Annotated in this window: 24 protein-coding genes; 17 read left to right on the plus strand and 7 right to left on the minus strand. The window is 24.4% G+C overall.

The genetic code is table 4. The annotated features are described in order from the left end of the window. Positions 1 to 32: 32 nt before the first annotated feature. Entirely contained in the window at positions 33 to 1,028 is a 996-nt protein-coding gene (locus AACL04_RS01575; protein ID WP_339030791.1) for an alpha/beta hydrolase, read from the minus strand. A gap of 457 nt (positions 1,029 to 1,485) precedes the next feature. Between AACL04_RS01575 and AACL04_RS01580 the strand changes: the two genes are divergently transcribed. The 4 genes from AACL04_RS01580 (at position 1,486) to AACL04_RS01595 (ending at position 4,810) form a co-directional block, all read left to right on the plus strand. Then, complete coding sequence (locus tag AACL04_RS01580; protein ID WP_339030794.1) at positions 1,486 to 1,977, plus strand: hypothetical protein; 492 nt, start codon at positions 1,486 to 1,488, stop codon at positions 1,975 to 1,977. 15 nt (positions 1,978 to 1,992) lie between these two features. After that, positions 1,993 to 2,439: a dual specificity protein phosphatase gene (locus AACL04_RS01585; RefSeq protein ID WP_339030796.1), complete on the plus strand. Its 447-nt coding sequence runs from the start codon at positions 1,993 to 1,995 to the stop codon at positions 2,437 to 2,439. A gap of 183 nt (positions 2,440 to 2,622) precedes the next feature. Then, positions 2,623 to 3,801 carry an AEC family transporter gene (locus AACL04_RS01590; RefSeq protein ID WP_339030798.1) on the plus strand — a complete coding sequence of 393 codons (1,179 nt, stop codon included), beginning with the start codon at positions 2,623 to 2,625 and terminating at the stop codon, positions 3,799 to 3,801. Positions 3,802 to 3,811: 10 nt separating this feature from the next. Continuing rightward, positions 3,812 to 4,810, plus strand: a complete 999-nt coding sequence (locus AACL04_RS01595) for an NAD(P)-dependent oxidoreductase (RefSeq protein WP_339030799.1) — start codon at positions 3,812 to 3,814, stop codon at positions 4,808 to 4,810. Between the two features lie 107 nt (positions 4,811 to 4,917). Here AACL04_RS01595 and AACL04_RS01600 read toward each other — a convergent pair whose 3' ends face one another. The 3 genes from AACL04_RS01600 to AACL04_RS01610 all read right to left on the minus strand — a co-directional run bounded on the left by AACL04_RS01600 (position 4,918) and on the right by AACL04_RS01610 (position 6,085). After that, positions 4,918 to 5,145, minus strand: a complete 228-nt coding sequence (locus tag AACL04_RS01600) for a hypothetical protein (RefSeq protein WP_339030800.1) — start codon at positions 5,143 to 5,145, stop codon at positions 4,918 to 4,920. Positions 5,146 to 5,222: 77 nt separating this feature from the next. Beyond that, a complete protein-coding gene (locus tag AACL04_RS01605; protein WP_339030801.1) occupies positions 5,223 to 5,774 on the minus strand; it encodes an IS3 family transposase in 552 nt (183 codons plus the stop codon). Positions 5,775 to 5,821: 47 nt separating this feature from the next. Continuing rightward, positions 5,822 to 6,085, minus strand: coding sequence for a hypothetical protein (locus tag AACL04_RS01610; protein ID WP_339030802.1), 264 nt, complete (start codon positions 6,083 to 6,085; stop codon positions 5,822 to 5,824). 1,074 nt (positions 6,086 to 7,159) lie between these two features. Here AACL04_RS01610 and AACL04_RS01615 point away from each other — a divergent pair. The 7 genes from AACL04_RS01615 (at position 7,160) to pnuC (ending at position 12,198) form a co-directional block, all read left to right on the plus strand. Continuing rightward, complete coding sequence (locus AACL04_RS01615) at positions 7,160 to 7,696, plus strand: hypothetical protein (protein WP_339030803.1); 537 nt, start codon at positions 7,160 to 7,162, stop codon at positions 7,694 to 7,696. A 2-nt stretch (positions 7,697 to 7,698) separates the two neighbouring features. Next, entirely contained in the window at positions 7,699 to 8,247 is a 549-nt protein-coding gene (locus AACL04_RS01620; RefSeq protein ID WP_339030805.1) for a hypothetical protein, read from the plus strand. Between the two features lie 62 nt (positions 8,248 to 8,309). After that, positions 8,310 to 8,666 (plus strand): hypothetical protein, encoded by a 357-nt coding sequence (locus AACL04_RS01625; RefSeq protein ID WP_339030807.1) that lies wholly within the window; start codon positions 8,310 to 8,312, stop codon positions 8,664 to 8,666. A gap of 24 nt (positions 8,667 to 8,690) precedes the next feature. Next, positions 8,691 to 9,284 carry a ribosome biogenesis GTP-binding protein YihA/YsxC gene (yihA, locus tag AACL04_RS01630; protein ID WP_339030809.1) on the plus strand — a complete coding sequence of 198 codons (594 nt, stop codon included), beginning with the start codon at positions 8,691 to 8,693 and terminating at the stop codon, positions 9,282 to 9,284. 139 nt (positions 9,285 to 9,423) lie between these two features. Beyond that, positions 9,424 to 10,425, plus strand: coding sequence for an ADP-ribosylglycohydrolase family protein (locus tag AACL04_RS01635; RefSeq protein WP_339030811.1), 1,002 nt, complete (start codon positions 9,424 to 9,426; stop codon positions 10,423 to 10,425). A gap of 2 nt (positions 10,426 to 10,427) precedes the next feature. Beyond that, entirely contained in the window at positions 10,428 to 11,342 is a 915-nt protein-coding gene (locus AACL04_RS01640) for a PfkB family carbohydrate kinase (RefSeq protein WP_339030813.1), read from the plus strand. Further along, positions 11,329 to 12,198, plus strand: a complete 870-nt coding sequence (gene pnuC / locus AACL04_RS01645) for a nicotinamide riboside transporter PnuC (RefSeq protein ID WP_339030815.1) — start codon at positions 11,329 to 11,331, stop codon at positions 12,196 to 12,198. The genes AACL04_RS01640 and pnuC overlap by 14 nt, the downstream gene beginning before the upstream one ends. 86 nt (positions 12,199 to 12,284) lie before the next feature. On the opposite strand, the gene AACL04_RS01650 is transcribed toward pnuC, so the two are convergent. Both AACL04_RS01650 and AACL04_RS01655 read right to left on the minus strand, forming a co-directional pair. Next, positions 12,285 to 12,695 carry a hypothetical protein gene (locus AACL04_RS01650; protein ID WP_339030817.1) on the minus strand — a complete coding sequence of 137 codons (411 nt, stop codon included), beginning with the start codon at positions 12,693 to 12,695 and terminating at the stop codon, positions 12,285 to 12,287. Further along, a complete protein-coding gene (locus tag AACL04_RS01655; protein ID WP_339030818.1) occupies positions 12,668 to 12,823 on the minus strand; it encodes a hypothetical protein in 156 nt (51 codons plus the stop codon). The genes AACL04_RS01650 and AACL04_RS01655 overlap by 28 nt, the downstream gene beginning before the upstream one ends. A gap of 330 nt (positions 12,824 to 13,153) precedes the next feature. Here AACL04_RS01655 and AACL04_RS01660 point away from each other — a divergent pair, with 330 nt between their 5' ends. The 6 genes from AACL04_RS01660 (at position 13,154) to AACL04_RS01685 (ending at position 22,463) form a co-directional block, all read left to right on the plus strand. Further along, a complete protein-coding gene (locus AACL04_RS01660; RefSeq protein WP_339030820.1) occupies positions 13,154 to 14,029 on the plus strand; it encodes an HAD-IIB family hydrolase in 876 nt (291 codons plus the stop codon). Positions 14,030 to 14,111: 82 nt separating this feature from the next. Continuing rightward, entirely contained in the window at positions 14,112 to 14,975 is an 864-nt protein-coding gene (locus AACL04_RS01665) for a type I phosphomannose isomerase catalytic subunit (RefSeq protein WP_339030822.1), read from the plus strand. A gap of 122 nt (positions 14,976 to 15,097) precedes the next feature. Then, positions 15,098 to 17,584: a fructose-specific PTS transporter subunit EIIC gene (locus tag AACL04_RS01670; RefSeq protein ID WP_339030824.1), complete on the plus strand. Its 2,487-nt coding sequence runs from the start codon at positions 15,098 to 15,100 to the stop codon at positions 17,582 to 17,584. A 133-nt stretch (positions 17,585 to 17,717) separates the two neighbouring features. Next, entirely contained in the window at positions 17,718 to 18,503 is a 786-nt protein-coding gene (locus tag AACL04_RS01675) for a hypothetical protein (RefSeq protein ID WP_339030826.1), read from the plus strand. 83 nt (positions 18,504 to 18,586) lie between these two features. Continuing rightward, on the plus strand, positions 18,587 to 21,085 hold the full coding sequence (locus AACL04_RS01680) for a glucose PTS transporter subunit IIA (RefSeq protein ID WP_339030828.1): 2,499 nt from the start codon (positions 18,587 to 18,589) through the stop codon (positions 21,083 to 21,085). Then, the gene (locus AACL04_RS01685; protein WP_339030831.1) at positions 21,063 to 22,463 is read left to right on the plus strand and encodes a glycoside hydrolase family 1 protein; all 1,401 of its coding nucleotides are present in this window, start codon (positions 21,063 to 21,065) and stop codon (positions 22,461 to 22,463) included. The genes AACL04_RS01680 and AACL04_RS01685 overlap by 23 nt, the downstream gene beginning before the upstream one ends. A 62-nt stretch (positions 22,464 to 22,525) precedes the next feature. Here the strand turns inward: AACL04_RS01685 and AACL04_RS01690 are convergent, their stop codons facing one another. Next, positions 22,526 to 23,356 (minus strand): MurR/RpiR family transcriptional regulator, encoded by an 831-nt coding sequence (locus AACL04_RS01690; protein ID WP_339030832.1) that lies wholly within the window; start codon positions 23,354 to 23,356, stop codon positions 22,526 to 22,528. Positions 23,357 to 23,466: the final 110 nt, after the last annotated feature.

A 23,466-nucleotide genomic window follows, 5' to 3' on the forward strand; every position in this document is an offset into this window, starting at 1 on the left:
ATAGGGTATAAAAAAAGGTTTTATAAAACCTTTTAATTATTGATAAAACCAATAGTTGTATCAATATAATCTTGTAAATTTTTATGCATTGAACTTGAATGTTTTGCATTTTCATATAACTTAATTTGACTCAATTTAACTTTTTCAACTAAGTTTTTTAAAGAATATAGAACAACTGAATTATGATATAAAATAAAATCATCTTTTTTACCATGAATAAATAAAATTTTTAGATCATTTATATTATTATATTCTTTTAGTAAATTAACATCTTTAATGTTCATTTTAGCATATTTTCTAAAATTACGATTTATTCCTAATGACATTAATCATCAAGGGATTATCATATATTTTTGCAAAAAGAATCTAATTTGTGGAACAGCTTGAGTAAATGGACAGTCGGCAATTAGTCAATCTATTTTATTTTTTTCATAGTATTTATTTGCAAAAAATACTGCACTAGTAGCACCCATACTTGTGCCAAAAACTCCAATTTCCTCAACTTCAAATGAGTTTTTAACTCAAGTAATTACCTCATTTAGTACTTTTGCATTTGTAAGTCCAAAATCAGAGTATTTGCCATAAGTTGAACCATGAGCGAAGGCATCAAAACAAATAATATTATAACCTTTTTCATAAAGATGAAAAACTCCTCTTAAACCCATATACTTATTTCTTTTAAAACCATGTAGTCCAATAACTCATTTTTTTGAATCTTTATTTTTAACAATTAGAGCACTAATTTGTTCACTAGTGGGACCAATATTGAATTCTCTAATTTGTTCTTTTTTAATGTTAAAATTATTAATTTTTTTAACGTCCAAATCATAAAGTAAGTGCTCGTAGGTATTAAATTCAACACCCTTATATTTTCCTTCTCTTGTATACTTAAACAAGTATGGTACGAAGATAATAGAACATAAAATTGATAAAATTAATACAATAGGAAAAAGAAGGATCATTAATGTAATATTTAATCAATTATAGTGATATTTTTTTATTTTTTTTAAACTTTTTTTATAATTCATTTATATCATTCCTTTAATATTATTTTAAAGAAATTTCTGTAAAAAACTATTAATTTATTATAAAAAAATTGTACTTATCTATTTTTTTTTATATTTTCCAAAATCTTTTTAAATTTGTTCCTACTTATTTCTTTTTTTATTATGAAGATATAAAATTAAATTGCCTTACTTAGAATAGGTAGGGTTAAATAACTATTATTTAAATATCTTGAATTTTATATTTACTTAGATTTGAATTAATATATATTTTTAAAATAAAAAAGAGATAACAAATTAAAATTGATATTTTTAAAAAATACAATATAAATTGCAGTCTTATTAAAAAAGGACAAAGAAAATTATATTTTTAACAAGTATTTTATATATCACCTAACTATATATAAAATAAATTTAATTATAAATAAAATAACTAGTCAAAAGCTAGTTATTTTATTTATAATTTTATTGAGGACAATTTATGGAAAAGAAAGATTTTTTGAAGCAGTTAAATATAGAAATAAATAAGAGTAATTGTAGTGAAATAGAGTTTTATGAGCCAAAGGACTCTGGTGAATTAAAAGAGATATATAAAGTCTCATTTAGAAACAATGATTATAAAGTTATTAATTTATATATAGTTTTTGATAATAGAAACTGATTAATAAGAGCAAGCAATCAAAACTCACTAAGTCATTATCTTGATTTAAGCAATAAATCAGAAGAAGAAAGTCAAAAATTATTTGATTTATATTTAAGAAATCCTAGTATTTTAGGTTTAAATGAAATTATCCCAAGCATTCAATTGGGTCCAATCTTATTATTAGAAAGTGTTATTGATGACGAAACACATATTTGTGTAAGAATTATTAAAAATAAAAATGTTGCAGTTCAAAGTGTAACTAATTTTGATTGTTTATTTATAGATTCAGCTTCAGAATTTTTCTCAAAATTCTTACCAGTATGAATTTAAGAAGGGGTAAAAACAATGAGTAAAAAAATAGTTGAAAATTTATATCTTGGAGATATGAACAGTATTCCAAATGATTCACAATTAATTTTAAGTTGTGCTCAAGAAATTTTTCTTGATCAAAATCCAAAAGAAGGAGAAAATAAATTAATCGACCAAAAAAGTAATAGAATCTTTTATAATTTTGAAGATTATCCTTATTTTGAAGATATTGATGAGTCACTAATTTTAGATGCAATAAAACAAATTGAAGATAATATAGAAAATAAGAAAATTTATATTCACTGTGTTTGAGGAGTTAATAGAAGTGCAAGTATTGTTTTTATGTACTTAGTAAGAAATAATATAATAGAAGCTAATTCTTATTTTGAAGCTCAAAAGAAATATTGAAAAATTTATCCTAATCATTCGCCAAATCCTGGTTGAAAAAAATTTTTGGAACTTAATTTTCCATATAAATTTTAAATTTTGTAAATATTTGAAAATGAATCTTTTTACCATAGTAAAAAGATTTTTTAATTTATAAAAATAATTAATAACTAAAATTAAATTATTTGTTAAGCATAAAATAATAGTTGAGGACAAAGAAACAATTAAAATTTTACTAATTTATAGTAAAAGTAAAAAAATTTTAGAAAGGTAAAATTTATGTATTTGTCAACAAATATTGGAGAAACCGTAGTCAAGGTACTTGGCGATTGAGGGTTTTGAGGAGCTATTTTATCAACTTTAGCAGTAATTTTTTTGGGTTATATATTAACTAAAAAAAATATCCTTAATAAGGAATGAGATAAAGTATTTGTAAAAGTTGTTATGCTAATCGGATTACCTGCGCTTGCTTTGGATGGATTCTTAATAGATATCAAAGTACAAGATCTTATTAATCAACTTGGAGTTTTAATTATTGGTTTTTTATTTTATTCCATTATGCTATTTACTTCAAGATACTTTTTTTTAAAAACCAATAAAGATATTCAAGATACTTTAGCAATGTGTGTTGCTTTAGCTTCAACAACTTTTTTTGGTTTACCAATAGTGGGAGCAATTTTTGATAAAGCAGGAACTTTATCAGGAAACTTGTTCAATGTACCATATAGAATATTCTTATATAGTTTAGCACTAATGATTATGAGTCGAAAAAACCTTGCAGTTACGCTTACAAGAGAAGAAAAAAAAGAACATAAACTAGAACTTGCTAAACTGCCTGCTGAGGAAAAGAGAAAAAATAAAAAGGAAAGAAACATTCAAATAAAAAAAAGCTTAAAAGCAATTTTTATAAATCCTATTTTAATTGCCACTTTTGTAGGTTTATTTATTTGAGTTACACAATTAATTCCTGGAATTGATTTAATAAAAAAGGGTGAAGTAAATTATTCTATTTTCAGAATAGATATTTTATTTCCACCAATTAGTAAAACATTAAAACTAGTTGCTGGAATTTGTACACCTTTAGCATATTTGGCTATTGGAATGAGTTTAGCTTCAAGTGATATAAAAGCTGCAGCTAAGTCAAAACTAGTATGGTATTCAACATTTATAAAAGTAATAGTATCGCCATTAATTATTTTATTAATGGCGGTTGGTTATGCAGCAATTGGAAAAGTAATTACAGGTAATAGTGTTCTTACAGAAGCAAATCTAGGAGCACTTGTTGTAATGACTGCAGCACCACCAGCTTCTGTCGTTATATCATATGCAATTTCATATGATAAAGAAAAAATTCTTGCTAGTAATTTATCAGTTTTAGCAACAATAATGTCTGTTATAATGATGCCATTTTGAATTATTATAGTTAAAGTTATTGCAGCAACTAATTTGTTTAGTTAGGAGAAAAAATATGTCTAAAAAAGTTGTATGTTATGGTGTTAGAGAGTCTGAAAGAGCAATATTTAAAGAAGTTGCTAATAAGTTCACTTATGAGCTAATTTTAGAAGAAAATTTATTAACACACGAGAATATTAAAACAGCAAAAGGAGCATATGCAGTTATTTTAAGAGCAAATTGTATTGCTGATAAAATAAATTTAGATAAGTTTAAAGAATATGGAATTCAATATGTTCTTACAAGAACAGTTGGATATAATCATATTGATTTAAATTATGCCAAAGAATTAGGTTTTAGAATAGCAAGAGTTCCATTTTACTCACCAAATGCTGTAAGCGAACTTGCTGTTTCACTTGCTATTGGAATGATGAGAAATATTTTTTATATGCAAAAGAGAAGCGAAGAAAAAAATTTTATTGTGGACAACTTTATGTATGCAAAAGAAATTAGAAATTCTACAATTGGGATAATAGGAACTGGAAGAATCGGAATGGAAAGTGCAAAAGCATTTAAAGGTATGGGAGCAAAAATACTAGGTTATGATGTTTTTCCTAATAAATTAAATGAAGATATTTTAACTTATGTTAATTTTGAAACTATTGCAAAAGAAAGTGATACAATAATAGTCCATTGTCCTTTAATTGAAGGAGAAAATAATGAATTTATTAATAAGAATTTCTTTAATAAAATGAAAAACGGTTCTTTCTTTTTGAACATGTCAAGAGGAGAATTAATTAATAATGAGGATTTATTGGAAGCAGTTAAAACAAATAAACTTAAGGGTGTAGCATTAGATACACTTTCAAATGAATCTCAGATATTTTTTAAGGATTTTAAAAATTCTAAACTTCCCTTTGAAGTATATGAACAATTAATAAATTTTTCACCAAGAGTTATAATAACCCCTCATATAGGTAGTTATACAGATGAGGCTATAAAAAACATGATAGAGATCTCATTAGAAAATTTAGAAGAGTTTCAATTAAGCAATAATTGCAAAAACTCAATTTAAAGGAATAATAATAAAAAAAACCTTTTAAGCCATTATTGAGACTGAACCCTAAATAGTAAGTACAATAAAAAATATACTTAAATAATTTTATATTAGGCTAGCATGAGCTAGCTTTTCTTTTTACTTAATAATATTATAGTTGAATAAATTTGCTTAATTGCCTCTAATTTTAATAAGTTGCCTTTATCTTTAATATATCATTCATTTCATTTAACTATATCTAAAATATACTCCTCAAAACTTTTATAGATATTATTATGAATTGTTCCCTTTTTAAGAAGTGAGTGAAAACTTTCAATTACTTGATTATCTGCGCAAGTTTTTTTGGCTCCCATTGATATAATTATATTGTCTTTACTACATCTTTTGAATCAAACTAGTGATGTGTATTGACTTCCATGATCTGAGTGAATTATAATTCCACTCAGTTCTTTTTTATTTTCTTGATTTTATTTAATGCATCTTCTAAATTATTTAAAACCAATTTTACTGTCATTCTTTTACCAATCTTGTAATCGATGATCTGACGTGTAGCTCGATCAATAATGGTATACTGATAATAAGTTTGACCTCTGAAGGTTAAGTAAGTGATATCTGTATATAAAACTTTTAAGGGGATTTTTGCATCAAAATATTTACGTTTGATTAAATCAGAATAGTTATGAGTTGATTGTTTAATTTTTACTTTATTTGCTATTCTTTTTCTTACTTTTTTTTGATAAATTGACATAATAAAGTTTTCTTTCATTAATCTTAGAACTTTTTTGTGATTGATTTTAAATATGCCCAATTTATCATAGAGCTTATTTAAATATTCTGTCAATTTACGATATCCAAATTGTGATCTATGCAACTTAAATATAATTTTAATATTATTTAAATGCATTTGATTTACCATTGAATCTTCTATTTTATTCTTATATTTATCTCAATAAGAACGCTTAATATCAAAAACTTCTAACATTAAATAAAGCTTATATTCATTTAACATTCTTTTAATAAAAATTACTTTTATTTTCTTTGTTGCATGTAGAAGTCAAGGAACTTTTTTAGTATCTGATTTTTCTCCTTATAATTTTCACTCTTTGTTCTTCCACGTTTTAATTGCTCTAAAGAGCCTTTATGATTTCTTTTATATCTTCAAGTTTTTATTGTCCCTATAGGGATATTAAATTGTTCAGTTGTGATAAATATTGAATATTTATCACTATATTCAACAACTATTTTTCTAAATTCGTTTGAGTATTTAATAAACTCTTGTTCTTTTTTTGCCATAAAAAATGAACCTCCTCTTAGTATAAATTGTACAATCGTTTTTTTATTGTACTTACTATTTGGGGTTCATTTTCGTTTGATGGCTTTTTTTTCACTTTTTTCACTTTTTTATTGCAAAATAAAATAAAAGGAATAAAATAATTATGTCAAAAGAAATACTATCAATGGAGATAAAAAAATATTTTGACTTATATCGAATATACTAAAATGTTGTTTTCGATTGATATTTTATAATATTGTTTAATTATGAAAGTACTTTAACAGGTGATAACTAAATTAAAAAAAACTCTATTTTTGAAATAGAGCTTTAAGTGAAATTTTTTAAATTATTTAAAATTTTCATAAAAAAAAGGGAATATATTTATATTATCTTATTTGTCATATTTTAATTGATGTATATATACATTCAAATAAATGACTTAATTAAAAATGATAATAATCATATTTCCCTGCAGTTATTATAAACTTGGGAGGGCTTACAACAACTATAATGTTTTGCTGTTAATAAAATTAGCAAATTAACAGCTAATATAAATATATCAAAAAAAATAATATTTACAAACTTTTTTTAAACATAAAAATATTAAAATAACATAAAAAGTCTTTTATGTTATCTATTTATTATTGATTATTTATTTAAATAATCAATAATAAAGATTGTAAAGTATTTTAAGTACTTACAAATATTAAAATATAATTTAACAAAGTAATTATTTAAAAAAGTACTGATTTTATTAAATAATAGAATCTCCAAGCTTTCTTGTTTGTTTTAATTCAAAATTGAAACAAAAGGGTGTAAGGGTGGGATCAGGAAGCTACAAGTTAATGCTACTTGTAAAAAATGCTTTGAAAAAAGCAAATAAGTACCTAGAACAATTCAAGTTGTTAAATTTAAAATTATTTTACCCTTAAATAGTTTTAGTCCAGATTTAGGTCTGGACTTTTTTTTGTCTTTTTTCATAATAAGATAAAAGTAATTAAAATTAGATATTATTAGCTTTATTTTGAACTATTTAAAAGTGAAAAATTCAAAACTATAATTGTTATAATATAAATAAAAAAGGGGTTAAAACTATGACAAGTAAAAATATAGCAGTTATTTTTATAGTTTTAATTTGATTATTAATGGTATTTATAACAGGAATCTTGGCATTAATTTTTAAAGATAAATATAAAAACTTTAAAAGTAAAAATTTTAAACAAAAGCAAGAATTAGATGAATTAAGACAAAAATTTGAACTTAAAGAAGTAGCAATTAAATTTAAGTTACCAAAGAATGAAAAATGTTATTTTTTTGTGAATAATTTACAGTTTCATAAAATTAAGTTAAAAAATAAAAGGGCAAAAGAGAACTATAGTAAAGAGTTAAAAGAATCAAATATTAGCTCATCAATTTATATAACAAATGAGAGAATAATGATTCAATTAAAAAAGCAGTATTTTGAATATAATTTAGTAGATGTGATATTTTGTAATTATTTACTCATCTATGTCAAAAAAAATTGAAATAGATTTATTGAATTAGAAGTGGATAATGATAAATATATTTTCTTATTAGAAGATTTTAATTTATTGCTTACAATTAATGAATTAAAAAAAGGAGATAAATAATTATGATTTACTCAAATGTTTGAAGTGGCAGTGTTATAAGTGGCTATATTTTTTCCATACTTACTTCAATTACCTTAGTAGTTTTTTTTACTTTCTATTTTAATAGAATTAGAAAAATGAGCTCTCTATGATCAGAAAGTAGATATTTTAATAAGAAGTTATCAATTTTTTTTATATATTATTTTTTTATAGGATTTATATCAATGTTTATTTTATTAACAGGTTTCTTTATTATAAATTTAATCTTTAAAGATATGAAATATCTAGGTTTTGCTTTTACAATTTGTTACTTAATTTATACTCTTCAAATATTTATTTATATACTAATATTAAATATTAAGCAAAATTCTATAGTAGCATTTGAACATGACAATCAGTTATTCTTATTTAATGAAATTATTAGGTTAGAAAGTATTATTGAAATAAAATATAATCTTAAAAGAACGCTAATATTCATTACTTATAAGGATGAAAATGAGTTTGAAGATATTATTAAATTAAATTATAGTTTAGAACTATATGATTTTTTAATAAAAATAAACTATAAATAAAACATTTTTAGTCAATAAAATGTTTTATAATAATTACATATAATTAAGATCGGGGTAAAAGTATGCTAAAAAAAATATTAAGCAATGAAGAAAAGAAAATATTTTCAGAAAAATCAAAAAAAGCAATGAAAAGCAAAAATTATCAAAAATATATGGAATTTGAAATTGCCTATTTAGAGTCATTAAAAGAAAATAAAGGTAAAAGTAAATTACGTAATAAATATCTAAATGAGCATAATAAGTTTTTAGAAGAAACAATTGAAACGCAAGAAGATTTAGTAGGAAAACTAAGATTATTATACGAATCAGAGATTTCAAATAAAAGTGATGCTAATTTACAAGCACGAGATGAAATGTTTGAAGAAACAGAAGACTTCGAAAAAATGTTAAAAGAAATTGATAAAATTTTATCTTTATAATTGAAAAGTGGAGAACAAAACATTATGATAAAGCAAGCAAAATTTATTACATCAGCTGCAAATAAGAGTGGCTGATTACAAGATAATATCAAGGAAGTGTGCTTTATTGGTAGAAGTAATGTTGGTAAATCAACTTTTATAAATGCACTTACAAATCAAAACAAACTAGCTAAAACTTCATCAACACCTGGTAAAACAAGATTGTTAAATTTCTTTGATATCAATAATGGAGAATTTAGAATTGTTGATGCTCCGGGTTATGGTTATGCCAGAGTAAATCGTGATCAAAAATTAGCTTTTGGTAAAATGATGGATGAATATTTAACTAATAGAGAAGAGTTAAAATTTATTTGTCAATTAGTTGATTTGCGTCATAAACCAACTATTGATGATATTGAAATGTATAATTTTTTTAAACATCATGAGATAAGGGTATTTATAGTTGCTACTAAAAGAGATAAATGTAAAAAAAATGATATTGTAAAAAACGAAAAAATAGTGAAACAAACTTTAAACTTAGCTCCAGAAGATAAATTTCTAGCAATATCTTCAACCGAAAAAAATAACCTAGATAAGGTTTATGAAATTTTTATGGAAATGTTTGAAAATAATAACTAAAAAAAGTTTTTTTTTTTTTTTTTGATTTTCATGAATTTTATAATTAATTTATTTTAAAACAGTATTATAATTAAAATTATTATAGTCTTATTGTAAAATAATCAAATTTAATATTTAATAATAGGTTTTAGGAGAGAGTATGAAAAATAAAATAGAAGGTGTAATTTATGGTATGGCTATTGGTGATGCCATGGGAATGCCTGCTGAGTTATGAGGAAGAAATAAAGTTAGAAATTTCTTTAAAGATTATATTACTGAATTTTTAGATGGACCTCAAGAAAATGATATTGCAAAAAATTATAAAAAAGGTCAATTTACTGATGATACTGCACAGGCATTAGTCATTTTAGATTCTTTATTTGAAAATAATTTTATTCCAGATAAAAAAATAATTGCAAAGAACTTATTGATTTGAGCTGAAAAAAATAAAGCTTTTGAACAAAACATTTTAGGTCCAACTTCAAAAGAAGCCTTAAAAATGATTAAAAATAATTTAGAGCCAATTGAAATAACAAAAAAGGCATTAAGTAATGGATCAGCAATGAGGATAGCACCAATTGGTTTATTATTTAAAAAAAATCAACATCAACAATTAGTAGATTACGTTTTTAAAGTTTCACAAGTTACTCATACAAGTGATATTACTATTTCAGGAGCTTCAATAATTGCTATGTGTGTTAATTCAGCACTTTACAAAACTAACTTTGAAGAGATATTAGAGGATTTATATCTTGTTGATAAATTAGCTTTGCAAGTAGGAAGTGAAACATATAGTCCTTCAATGACTAAAAGAATTAAATTAGCAATTGAAATTGCAGATCGTTTTAAAGATAAAGATATTGAATTTATTGATGAGCTATATGATGTTATTGGAGCAGGGGTAAATATTAGTGAATCAGTTCCTACAGCAATTGCAATTGCATATTATGCTAAAAATGTAAACAAAGCTGCTTTTCTTGCAGCAAATTTAGCAGGAGATACAGATACTATTGGAGCAATGGCTTGCGCAATTTGTGGAGCATATACTGGTATTGAAGAAATTAATAAAAATTTTGTTAAAATAATTAAAGAAAGTAATAAAATAAATTTTGATTTTTATATTAAAAAAATTGAAACTTATTTAAAAGAAAAAGGTATTTAAACATGAAAACTTTAATTATCGGTTCTGCAATTGTTGATATAATAATGAAAGTTGAAAATTTACCACAAAGATCAGGTGATGTTGTTTCTAAACAAAGAACAATAAGCGTTGGTGGTTGTGCTTATAATGTAGCAAATACTTTTAAATTATTAAATCAAGATTGTTCTTTATTTGTTCCAATTGGGCAGGGAGTTTTTGGATCAATTATTGAAGAGCAACTTATTAAAGAAAATTATGAAATACTTTTAAAAAAAGATTACAAAGACAATGGTTATTGCATCGCCTTAATAGAACCAGATGGTGAAAGAACTTTTATAACTTATTCAGGTTTGGAAGATGATTTTGAAAAAGAGTGATTTGATAATATTAATTTAAATGAATATGAAAATATTTATTTTGAGGGTTACAAAGCATATAGTAGTGGTGGAGAAAAAATAGTTAATCAATTAGCTAAGTTAAGTAAAAAAAATATTTATTTCTGCCCAGGACCAATGATAACGTCAATAAATAAAAAGCTAATGAAAAAAATTATGAGTTTAAATCCGATTTTACATTTAAATGAAAAAGAAATTATTGACTATACAAATATAAAAAATTTAGATGAAGCTATAAAAAGTTTGTATTTACAAAATAGAAATGTAATTTATGTTACTTTAGGTTCGAGTGGAGTAATTTGTTATGATGGAAAAACTTTAGTTCGAGTAGATGGAATTAAAGTAAAAAAAGTCAAAGATACACTTGGCGCTGGTGATGCTCATATTGCAACCATTATGCTAAGCTTATCAAATGGTAAAACAATGGAAAATTCTTTGAAGTTAGCAAACTTAGTTGCAAGTAAAATAGTGGAAGTACAAGGAGCTAAAATTGAAGATGTCAAAGTAATCAAGTACTTAAGGGAGCAATATGAAAAATACTAGAGATGAAACAAATATTAATATTGAAGAACAAATTTCAAAAAAACAAAATGGCTTTATGAAATTTTTAAAATCTGAATTAACAGGTTGAAACCCATTTGAGATTTTACTTTTATTTATTTCTACAGCTTTAATATTAACTCTAGGAATAGTTGCAAAAGATAAGGCGATTGCAATAATTGCAGGTATAACTGGTACAATTGGTGTTATTCTTGGAGCAAAGGGAAAAATAAGTGCTTTTATTGTAGCAACTATTAATTCTGTTTTATATATTATAATTCTTATTCAAGGATCCTTGTTTAGTTCAATAATATTACATGCAGCATTCTATATACCAATGAATATAATTGGTTTTGGTCTTTGATTTAGAAAAAGAGATAATAAGGGAGATGTTATGTCAAGATTTTTATCATGACCTGCAATGATATTGGTTTATTTAACTTTAATTATAGTTTGAGTTACTTATTCCTTATTAATGATTAAGTTTAGTGACGCAAATAGTATATGATTTGATTCATTTATTTTAATGGGAACTATAATGGCAATTATCTTAATGATTTTTCGATATGTTGATCAATGAACATTATGATTATTAACAAATTTAGTAAGTTTAATTATGTGAACTTTTATTTTGATTAATATTGAAGATAGTTTATTTGAAAAATCTACAGTAATTATTTTTATAATTCAATATGCTTCAAGTTTAATTAACTCTATTTACGGATTTTGAAATTGAATCAGATTAAATAAAAATAGTAAAAGGTATCAAGTAAAAATACTTAATAAAGATGACTATGAAAAATTAACTAAGAGTCAAAAAATAAGTTATAGGTTTGATAAGTTTTTTACAAAAAAATAAAATATACTTTTTAATTTTAAAAATTTATTTATAAATTAAAAAACCAACACTTAAATGTTGGTTGAATAGATATTAAATTATTTTTTTTATTTAACTATTTTATAAGCTTTTTCAGCAGGTCTTCTTGTTTTTGAAAATGAATGATGAAATTCTTGAGAGGTGTCTACTTTTCCAATAAACATTCCAACTAAAACTTTTTCATTTTCTAAATTTATTAAATTATGTTTTGCAAGAATTTGTCCCACCATATTTGAATCTAATCCTTCACTTGGACAAACATCAATTTCCATTTCTTGTGCAGTATTAAGCACAGTTCCTAAAGAAATATATGCTTGTCTTGCAGCTCATTCATTAATAGACATATCTAATGAAGTAAGTACTGCATTAACTCCACCAATCATTGTTTCTCTAATACTTTCAAAACCATCTGGAATATTTCTTTCAGTTTGTTCTTTAAAATGAATATTTTTTAATATTCTTCCTTGTAAGCAACTCAAATAATTATTGCAGAAGCTTGTGTAACTCCAACTTGGTTTCATCAACCAGCTAATATTTCTTCTCTTATTTCTTTATTTTCAATTAAAAGAACTTTAAAAGGTTCCATACCAAAGAACTTGGTGCTCATCTAATAGATTCTAATAATTCAGTTTTTTGTTCATCAGATAATTTGAATTCCTTTTGGTATCTTTTAGCTGAAATACGATTATTTAATAATTGTAAACTTTTTTGTCATTTTTCTTTTTCCTCTCTTTTAAGAAACACTAAAAAATTTAAGTACTCACAAGTAGGTATATTAAATTTTTATTTTAGTAATTAAACCATTTATTTCTTAAATATTTTGTTATAAATAAAGTAATATGAATATTTTTGTATTATATTACTTTATTAGTATAAACCTAATATAAGTTTATAAATATATATTTTTTAGAAAAAATCAAGTTAAAATAATCTTGTAATGGAGGAATGCAATGAGAAAGATAAAAAAAATAGCAGCCACTGATATGATGGGACAATCATTTTTGAATTAGATACTATCAGTGAAGCAAATAAGAAACACTTATTAAATTTTCAAAAAAATTCAAATAATAGTTTAACTATTGTTACAGGAAGAAACTATTTTTTAACAGATTTTGCTGTAAAAGAATTAAATATTAATTTGCCAGTAATTTGTTCTAATGGAGCTTCAGTAATTGATCCTCAAACATTAAAATATGTTGCAAAAAGACATTTTAAAAAAGCAGAAATTAAAGAGTTATTAGAAAAATTTTTAAATACAACTATTGATATTTGTGTTCCAAATGATTTTAGAACACATTTTATTCAAGATGAAGAGTGAATTGAGTCATTAATTGAAAATAAGATGAACTTAAATTTTTCACATTTTCCTGATGGAAAAGTTTTATATAATTATGAAAGTTTAGAGCAATTAATTGAAAAGGGTTTAGATTTAGATGAAAGTTTTCCAGTTTTAGTAGCAAATGTTAAAAATGATAAACAATTAGAGTATGTTAGAAATATTGTAAAAAATAATAACGTATTAGCTTTGGAATTTCCAAGAGGTGATAAATGTAGAGTTGAGATTTTTAAAAAGGGTGTAACAAAAAGTTGAGGGTTGAATAAATTATTGGAAAAATATGATTTATCAAAAGAAGATATTCATTTATTTGGTGATGAACATAATGATTTTCCAATGTTTGAAGATTTTCCTAATTGCTATGCTGTGGGGAATGCAATTGAAGGTATTAAGGAATTATCTAAAGAAGTCATTGATACTGTTCAAAATGCAGGCGTAGGAAAAAAATTAAATAAAATTATTGAAGAATTTAAATAATAACTATTTTTATAATAATTGAAGAGGTAATGAAAAATGAAAAATAAAATTATAAAAATTAAACCTTTCTTTTCCAAAAGAATTGGGGTGGAGAGAAATTAAGGAATATGGTTTTCAAATACCAAGCAATGATATTGGTGAAGCTTGATTGATCTCTGCTCATGAAAATGGAATGTCTTTATTAGAAGATAAAACTACTTTTAAGTCTTTTTTTGAAAACAATAGAGATAAATTTGGAGTAAGTAAAGATGAACAATTCCCATTATTAGTAAAAATAATAACAGCTAATGATTATCTTTCAGTTCAAGTTCATCCAAACGATGAATATGCAAAAATTCATCATAACTCTTTGGGAAAACCAGAATGTTGATATATAATGGATTGTCCAAAGGACGCTAAATTAATTTATGGTCATAAAGCAACTAATCTGAGTTCATTTGAAAATTTAATGAATAATGGAGAATGAAAAAAATTATTAAAGGAAGTAGAAGTTCAAAGGGGAGATTTTCTTTATGTTGAACCAGGAAAAATTCACGCTATTACTCCTGGAGTTGTAGTTTATGAGTTACAAAGATCTAGTGATATAACTTATAGATTATATGATTATGATAGAGTTGATGATAAAGGAATAGCAAGAGAATTACACATAAAAGAGAGTCTTGATAATCTTACAATTCCTGATTCAAAAGATATTATTATTAAAAAACAAAATAATCTTAAGTTTAGTTGTGATTTTTTCTCATTTGAAAAAATTAAAGTTGATGGAGATAAAAAATTTATTTGGACAAAACAAGATAATGTAAAGTGATTTCAATTTACTATTTTAAATGGAAATTGTAAAATTAACTCTATAAATTTTACAATGGGGGAATCAGCTATTTGTATTGATAATTTAGAGCATTTAGAAATAATTGGAAAATGTGAAATCATTATTACTTGAACATAGATAACCCTAAAAAATTCATATTTTTATAAAACCTTTTTAGGTTTTTTTTCTTTTATAAATAAATGATTGACTTTTTAGATTAATTGGAAAATAATCTCTATGAAAGGAAAAAAATGGAGAATATGGAAAATATATACAAGGAAAAAAATATTTTTTTAAATATCGACCTCAATTCAAAAGATGAAGTTTTTAAATATATTTGTAATAAAGCAAATGAGTTAGGTATCTTTCAAGATACAGAAAAACTTTTAAAAGCTTTTTATGAACGAGAGTCACAAGGCACAACAGGTTTTGAAGATGGTTTTGCAATACCTCATGCTAAAGTTAAAGGTATTACATCAGCTTCAATAATTTGTGTTAGAACATTAAATGGAGTTGAATGGCAGTCTTTAGATGGTGAACCATCTAAAGTTATAATTGCACTTATTATTCCAGAAAATGCTTCAAAGGAGCACTTAGATATTTTAAGTCAAACTGCGAAAAAACTAATGGATGACAAATTAAGACAAAAATTAAAAGATGCAAAGGATGCAAAAGAGTTTACAAAATTAATTCAAGTCAAATATGCCATTTCAAAAAATAACTTAGAGGATAGCAAAAAAACAGGTAAAAATATTGTAGCTATTACAGCTTGTGTTGTTGGTGTTGCTCATACTTATATGGCAGAAGATAAATTGCTTTTGGAATTAACAAAAGCAGGACACAATATTAGAGTTGAGACACAAGGAAGTAAAGGAGTGGGAACACCCCTAACTGCAAAAGAAATTGAAAATGCCGATGTTGTAATTATTGCAGCAGATACAAAAGTTGATTTAGATCGCTTTAATGGTAAACTTGTTTATCAAACTCATGTAGCAAGAGCAATTAAAGAACCTTTAAAATTAGTTGATGAAGCTTTACTAAAAGCTACAATTCAAGTTAATAGTGAATTTAAAAATGAAGGTGGTATTAGTAAAACAAAACAAGGTGTATTACAACATATTTTAGCAGGAATATCATATATGATTCCTGTAATTATAATGGGGGGAATTTGTTTAGCATTTTCAATCGGAATTGCTAAAGCAATATGAGGACCTGCAGCAGGAACTGGGGGACCAATTGGTGAAAATGGTGAACCCCTTTATCCTTGAAATCCATTAGCTGTAATGGATAAAATTGGTGGAGCAGCTTTTGCTTTAATGATTCCAATTTTAGCAGGGTTTATTGCTAACTCAATTGCAGGAAGAGCTGCTTTGGCACCTGCAATGTTAGGAGCATTTATAGGAAATGATGCTTCTAAATTTATGCCATTACCAGGAATGACAGAAGTTTCAACACCAACAGGATTTATTGGAGCTATCATTGCTGGATTACTAGTAGGGTATTATGTAAAATGAGTTAATACATGAAAAGTTCATAAATCACTTAAAGCTGTTATGCCTATATTCTTTATTCCTTTAACAGCTGGGATAGGGATATCAATTTTATTTATTTATATTTTAGGTGGACCAATTGGTTGATTAATGAACCAACTTTCTTCTGCTATTGAAGCAGGATATAAAAGTGAAAACTTTGGTATTGGATTAGGTATTGGATTAGGTATTTTATTAGGGGCAATGGCATCATTTGATATGGGAGGACCAATCAATAAAATTGCCTTTGTAACTTGTTCTGCACTAGTAACTTTAGAAAAACCTATTGCAGAGCCTATGGGAGCAATGGCAGCAGCCATTCCAGTCGCACCATTGGCAATGGGATTAAGTACTATTTTATTTAAAAGATTTTTTACAAATGAAGAAAGAGGAATGGGTATCTCAGCTATGATAATGGGTACAATTGGAATTTCAGAAGGAGCAATTCCATTTGCCATTAGAGACCCAAAAAGAGCTATTGTTGCAAACGTTCTAGGTGGAATGGTTGCAGGAGCAATAGCAGGAGGATTTCAAGTTACAGACCTTGCAGCACATGGGGGACCAATCGTGGCAATATTAGGAGCTGTTCCATATGGATGATTTACAATAATATTCTTTATTGCAATTTTATCAGGAGTTGCAGTAACAACTTTAGTTTACGGAACATTATTAATTGTAAATAAAGGAACTATAGGTTCTTTAAAAGAACATCATGTTCTAAAATTAGAACAAATTATTGAATCTAAAAAAGAAAAACAAGATGAGATTAAAAATAAAATGTTGACTTTAAAATTATTATTAAAATCAGCAAAAACTCAAGAAGAATCAAATAATATGCAAAAACAAATTGAGGAATTAAAAAAAGAAAAAGCACAGATTAATCTTGATGCAAAAGAGCAAATTCAAGATGCTAAAAATGCTTTTGATCAAATCAAAGATGGTGAAAAATTATTTATTAAAGAAAATTTAAGTTCAACTAAAGAGTTTATTCAAAATTCAAAAGAAGCTAGAAAAAAATCTTTACAAGAAATAGCTAATAAAAAAAGTAATGAGATAGCTAACTTAGAAAAATTTGATAAAAGAAATTATATTGTAAATTACTCAAATCAAGTTGAAAATATTAAAGATGATTATCAAAAACAAATTATTAATTATCAAATTAAATTAAAAGAGAAGTTTATAATTGATTATAATAAAATTTTAAATAGTAAATTATAGTAACAAAAGAGTGTTTAAATATTTTTATTCAAAATTATTTAGATATTCTTTTTTTTTTTTTTTTCTATAATATTAAAAATATAAATAAAAATTCATTAATAAGATTTTATTAATTAGTAAGGATAAAAGTTACATGAGAATTAGAGAAAAACTTAAAAATGTTATAAAAACTAATGATAAAACTCTTGATTATCAAATTGCTAACTTTATATTAAAAAGTGCTTATAATAATGTTTTTTATAAATCAAAGGAAGTTTCTTCTAAACTAAATATCTCAAAATCTACTTTAACACTTTTTTCAAAAAAACTCGGTTATGAAGGATATGGAGAACTTTTACATAAATTAATTGCTGAGATGGAGTTTTATGGATTAACAGAACAAAGTAATAATCAAGAAAATGAATTAAGTTTAGTTGATTGAATTGATATAACTGACTTTATTGATAGTTTAGAAATCCAAAAAAAATTAGATTTTTTTGTAGAAGAAATTAATATTTCAAATAGATTAGCAATAATAAATAGTCAAGAAAGTGACTTTAAATTACTTACTCTTTTTTCACAAATAATTAATTATAATAAACAAACTTTTTATTTTAATAATAGAAAATTTGAAAGAAGTTTATTAATGAAATTAACTTCAAAAGATACAATTATTTTTTTTGTTACAGGACTAGACATTGATGAAATTATTAATTATATTAGTATTGCAAAAGATAATAATATAAATTTTTTAATTATTACAAGTGAATCACATGTTTCAAAAGTAACAAAATATCAAGATGATTCAAACAAAATTATTATTATAAAGTCACTAACAGGGTTTACTAGAGAAACAAGAATATTAATTAGATTAAGCCAAATTAATATAATACTGACTAACTTAATATTTAAGTTAACTAAACAAGTTCATAATAAATAAACGAGTTTAATAAACACAATATTTTTCATTTTTTTCTTAAAATTATTATTAGTTAGAAAAAATTCTAATAAGAAAGGAAACATATGGAAAAGATAAAGATTTATGCTCCAGTTGATGGGATTGTAAAGGCGATTGAGAATATTTCAGATCCTGTTTTTGCAAGTAAATCATTAGGTGATGGAGTTTATATTGAACCAAGTTCAGATATTTTTTACTCGCCAGTAAAAGATGGAAAAATAGAATTGATTACAGATACCAAACATGCAATATATTTTTCAACAAATAATTATAATGTTTTAATGCATATTGGTTTAGAAACAGTTGGACTTTCAGGTAAGCCATTCTCATTATCAAAAAAACAAGGTGAAAAAGTTTCTCTTGGTGATGAAATTGTTAAAGTTGATTGAAAAACAATTGAAAAAGCTAATCTAGAAAAAGTTACTCCTGTAGTAGTGGATTTAAATTCTGTTTCAAAATATAAATTAACAATTAAAAATGAAGGAAAAAAAGTTAAAAAGGGAGAGTTAATTTATGAGATAGAAATTGAAGATGCCAAAATAGTTAAAGATAAAAAAATTCAAATTGAAAAAAGAGAAGGTAAATATAAAACTCTTGCCTTGCAATATTTAACTGCCATTGGTGGTAAAAATAATCAAAGTCTTGTGCATAACTGTATGACAAGATTACGTTTTAAAATTATTAATAAAGATCTTGTTAATGAAAAGGCTTTAAAAGAAATAGAATTAACAAAAGGAATTAATTGAAATGGTGAAGAACTTCAAATAATTATTGGTGGAGAAGTTTATAAAGTTAAAGATGAATGTCAAAAAATAATTGAAAATAAATCAACAAATGATGAAAAAACAAAAGTAACTAAAGTTCCAAGAAAACAAAAAATTATGGGAGCAATTACAGCTATTGTTTTTCCAACAATTCCAATCTTAATTGGAACAGGAGTAATTAGTGGATTGCAAGCCATTCTTGCAATCTCAGGTGTAATTTCAAATCCAGCACCTGGGCAATCAATAATTGAGTTAGATTTATTTAGTGCCTTGATGTTTATTATGTCAAAAGTTGGAATTGAATTGGTTGGAATTGTATTTTTATGTAGTACTGTGAAATATTTTAATGGAGATCCATGACTTGCGATATGGTTAGGCGCTGCATTAACAAGTAGATATTTATTTGGAAGTGGTTGAACTTTATTTACAGTATTTGGAAATCCCATTGTTATTAAAACTTATGAAGGTACAGTGTTACCAATGATATGTGCTGGTTTATTATTAGTATTTCTAAATAATTGAATTAAAAAATGAATGCCAACTTCAGTTGATATTGTATTTAGACCAGCACTAGTATTTTTATCAACATTCTTAATAATGTTATTTACAGTAGGACCATTTTTTAGAATTATTGAACAATTTATTGCCAAGTTTGTAATTCTATTAGGAAAAATTCCATTAGGTATTGGTATGGCAATATTTGCAATGATATGACAACCACTTGTATTAACAGGAACTCACGTTGCTGTAGTTACTGTTATTACATTACCAATGAATGATGGAGATCCATCAGCAATGTATGCTTGTTTACAAATAGCTATTATGGGACAAATTGGAGCTGTTTTAGCTTTAAGTTTTATTACTAAAAATCAAAAAACAAAACAAGCAATCTTTGCTTCATTACCTGGGGCTATGTTTGGAGTGACTGAACCAATTATTTATGGTATTAATTTGCCAAAAATAAAACCATTTATTTTTGGCTGTGTTGGTTCACTAGTTGGTGGTTTTGTTGCAGGTATATTAGGAGTTGCTCAATATAGAAGAACTGGAACTGGTATTATGTCTTGAATGGGATTAGATATTGGATGAGGAATGGTATTTGGTATCTTAGCTGGATTTGTTTCATTATTCACAGCTTTAATTTTAACATTGATGTTATATCAAGATCGTAAATCTGAGTATATTGCTTTCAGAGAAAACAATAAGCTTTTATTAAAAACAATTAAATTAAATTTTGATTTTGATGATGCAAAATTAAAATCTCTAAAAGAGCAACTAGCAAAAGAAACTTTAGTTATTAAAGCGTTTAATAAAAATTATAAAAATTATGAAAACAACTTAATTGATTTACAAAAGAAACAAATCAAAAAACAAAATATAATTAACAAGTTTGAAATGAAAAAGGAAAAACTTTATAACAAAGTCTTGAAGTTGGAAGATAGAGACTTAGAAAAATATAATTATTTTGCAGAGAAATATAATAATTTAAAATTATCTGAAACTTTTAATGAGCTATTTAAAGAGATTAAAGAACTTGAATTGAAATTAGTTAATTGTGAAAAAGAAGTTAAAGAATTTAATATGAAAAAATATAAAGACATTTCAGATTTTATTGATAATTTAAATATTAATAAAAATCAAATATTAGACGATTATAAAAAAAATTATTTAAATGCTTTTAACTCTATTGATATTGCATATGAATTAACAGAAGTTAATAATATGGAATGAACAAAAAAAGAAATTCTTAATTTAAAAACAAGAGAGGAAATAAAATATGTCAAACAAAATACCAAGTAGTTTTTTATGAGGTGGGTCAACTAGTGCCTATCAATTTGAAGGAGGTTATGATCAAGAAGGTAAAGGAAAATCTATCCAAGATACACGAACAAATATTCCTCAAGGAACAACTGATTTTAAAATAGCCTCTGATCATTATAATCATTGAAAAGAAGATGTGGCATTAATGGCAGAAATGGGATTTAAGTCATATAGATTTTCAATTGCTTGAACAAGAATTTTGCCCCAAGGTGATGGCCAAGTAAATAGGGCAGGAATTGAATTTTATAATAATTTAATTAATGAGTTAATAAAAAATAAAATAACTCCAATAATAACTATGTTTCATTTTGATTTACCCCATAGTTTAAATATTGATGGAGGTTGATTGAATAAAAGAACAATTAATGCTTTTGAACAATATGCAAAAGTATTATTTGAATCATATGGTGATAGAGTAAAACATTGATTAACAATAAATGAACAAAATGTTATGATTTTATTTGGTGAAATTGTTGGAATAAATTTACCAAAAGAAGGTAATAAACTCAAAAATATATATCAAGTAAATCATCATATGATGTTAGCACAAGCAAAAGCAATTAATTTATGTCATGAAATTGTTAAAAATGGTAAGATTGGTCCCGCTCCAAATATCTCTAGTGTTTATGCAAACTCAAATAAACCCATTGACCAATTTGCAGCACTTAATATGAGAGTTATGAGAAACTGATTTTATTTAGATACTTGTGTTTTTGGCAGATATAATTCTTTGGTTATAAATTATTTAAAGGCAAATAACTCAATGTTTGAATTTAGTGAAGAAGAAATGAAAATAATTGAAAAAGCAAAACCAGATTTTATAGCTTTTAATTATTATGCTTCTTCTACTGCTAAAATGCCTAAAAGTGATGAAATATTTGATGAATTACCCGATCAACAAAAAGTAAAAAGTGTTAAAGGTATGTATCAACAAGTCAAAAATGATAATTTATTAAAAACTCAATTTGGATGAGAAATAGATCCATTAGGTTTTAGAAATACAATCAGAGAACTTTGAGATCGATATCAATTACCCTTAATAGTTACTGAAAATGGTATTGGAGGATATGATTCTTTAACAAAAGATGGTAAAGTACATGATGATTATCGAATAGAGTATTATAAAGTTCACTTAAAAGAACTTAAAGCAGCAATACTAGAAGATAAAATTGATATTTTTGGTTATAATCCCTGAAGTGCAATTGATTTAGTATCAACTCATGAGGGAGTTAAAAAAAGATATGGTTTTGTTTATGTTAATAGAGATGAATTTGATTTAAAAGATTTAAAGAGATATAAAAAAGATAGTTTTTATTGATATCAGAATTTAATTAAAACTAATGGTGAAGAACTTTAGAAGAAATTTACTTTATTTATAGATTAAAAAATTTGCTTTTAGTGCAAATTTTTTAATTTACTTTAAGATTTATTTCATTTAATTGTTAGTTTGTTTCCCATTTCAATATTATTTTTAAAGTCCTTAGTTTTTTGTATTAGTCTATTAAATATTATATTAATTATAAATATTTGGGAATAGAAGGAGCTTATCATTGGAAAGGAATATTTTTCTTTTGAATTTATTGAGTATAAAGCTGTGCATTTAGAATATTTAATAAATGTATTTTCATTTGTATTTTCATTAGATGTAATTAATAAATAAGGTATTTCCTTTTCCTTTAAAAAGTTCAAGACAAATATTATTTCTTTTGTTTTTAAAGTATTTGAAATTATTATAGATATATTTTTATTTTTTAAAAAACCTGATTGAATTAAAAAACCGTGAACTGAATCATGTAAACTAGAAAGTATACCAATTCTTTGTAACTGATTATTTAAAAATGAAGCTGAGTTTCTGGAATTTCCAATTCCAAAAATTGAAATATTCTTACTTTCTAAAATTATATTTACAAATTTTTCGATTGCTTTTTTATCTAAAGTTTCTTCAGTTTTAAAAATTGAATAAAGACTTAATGCAGTTATGCTTGAAATTGTATCGTCTATACTGGAACTTGTTTCAATTAAAAAATTCTCCTTAAATTTATTTAACATATTATTAATTTTTAATTTACTTCCAAACTCAATTTGCATTTCTTTTAGTGATTTATAATTCAATTTTTTAACTAATCTTAAAATTGATGCATCAGAAGCGTAATAAATTTTGCTTAACTCTGATATTGATTTACTTGTAAAAATTTCGATATCATTTTCAATTTTTAATAAAATTAATTTTTCAGTACTTGTTAATTCCATACAATCAGTCCTTTTCTTACAAATCAATTATATCTTTTAAAAAATGTTGTTTAGCAACATAAAATAAATAAAAAAAAGTAATACCTTTTATGATAATAAAATAATGCTGA

Source organism: Spiroplasma endosymbiont of Cantharis nigra, from assembly GCF_964019925.1.
Lineage (GTDB): Bacteria > Bacillota_I > Bacilli_A > Mycoplasmatales > Mycoplasmataceae > Spiroplasma_A.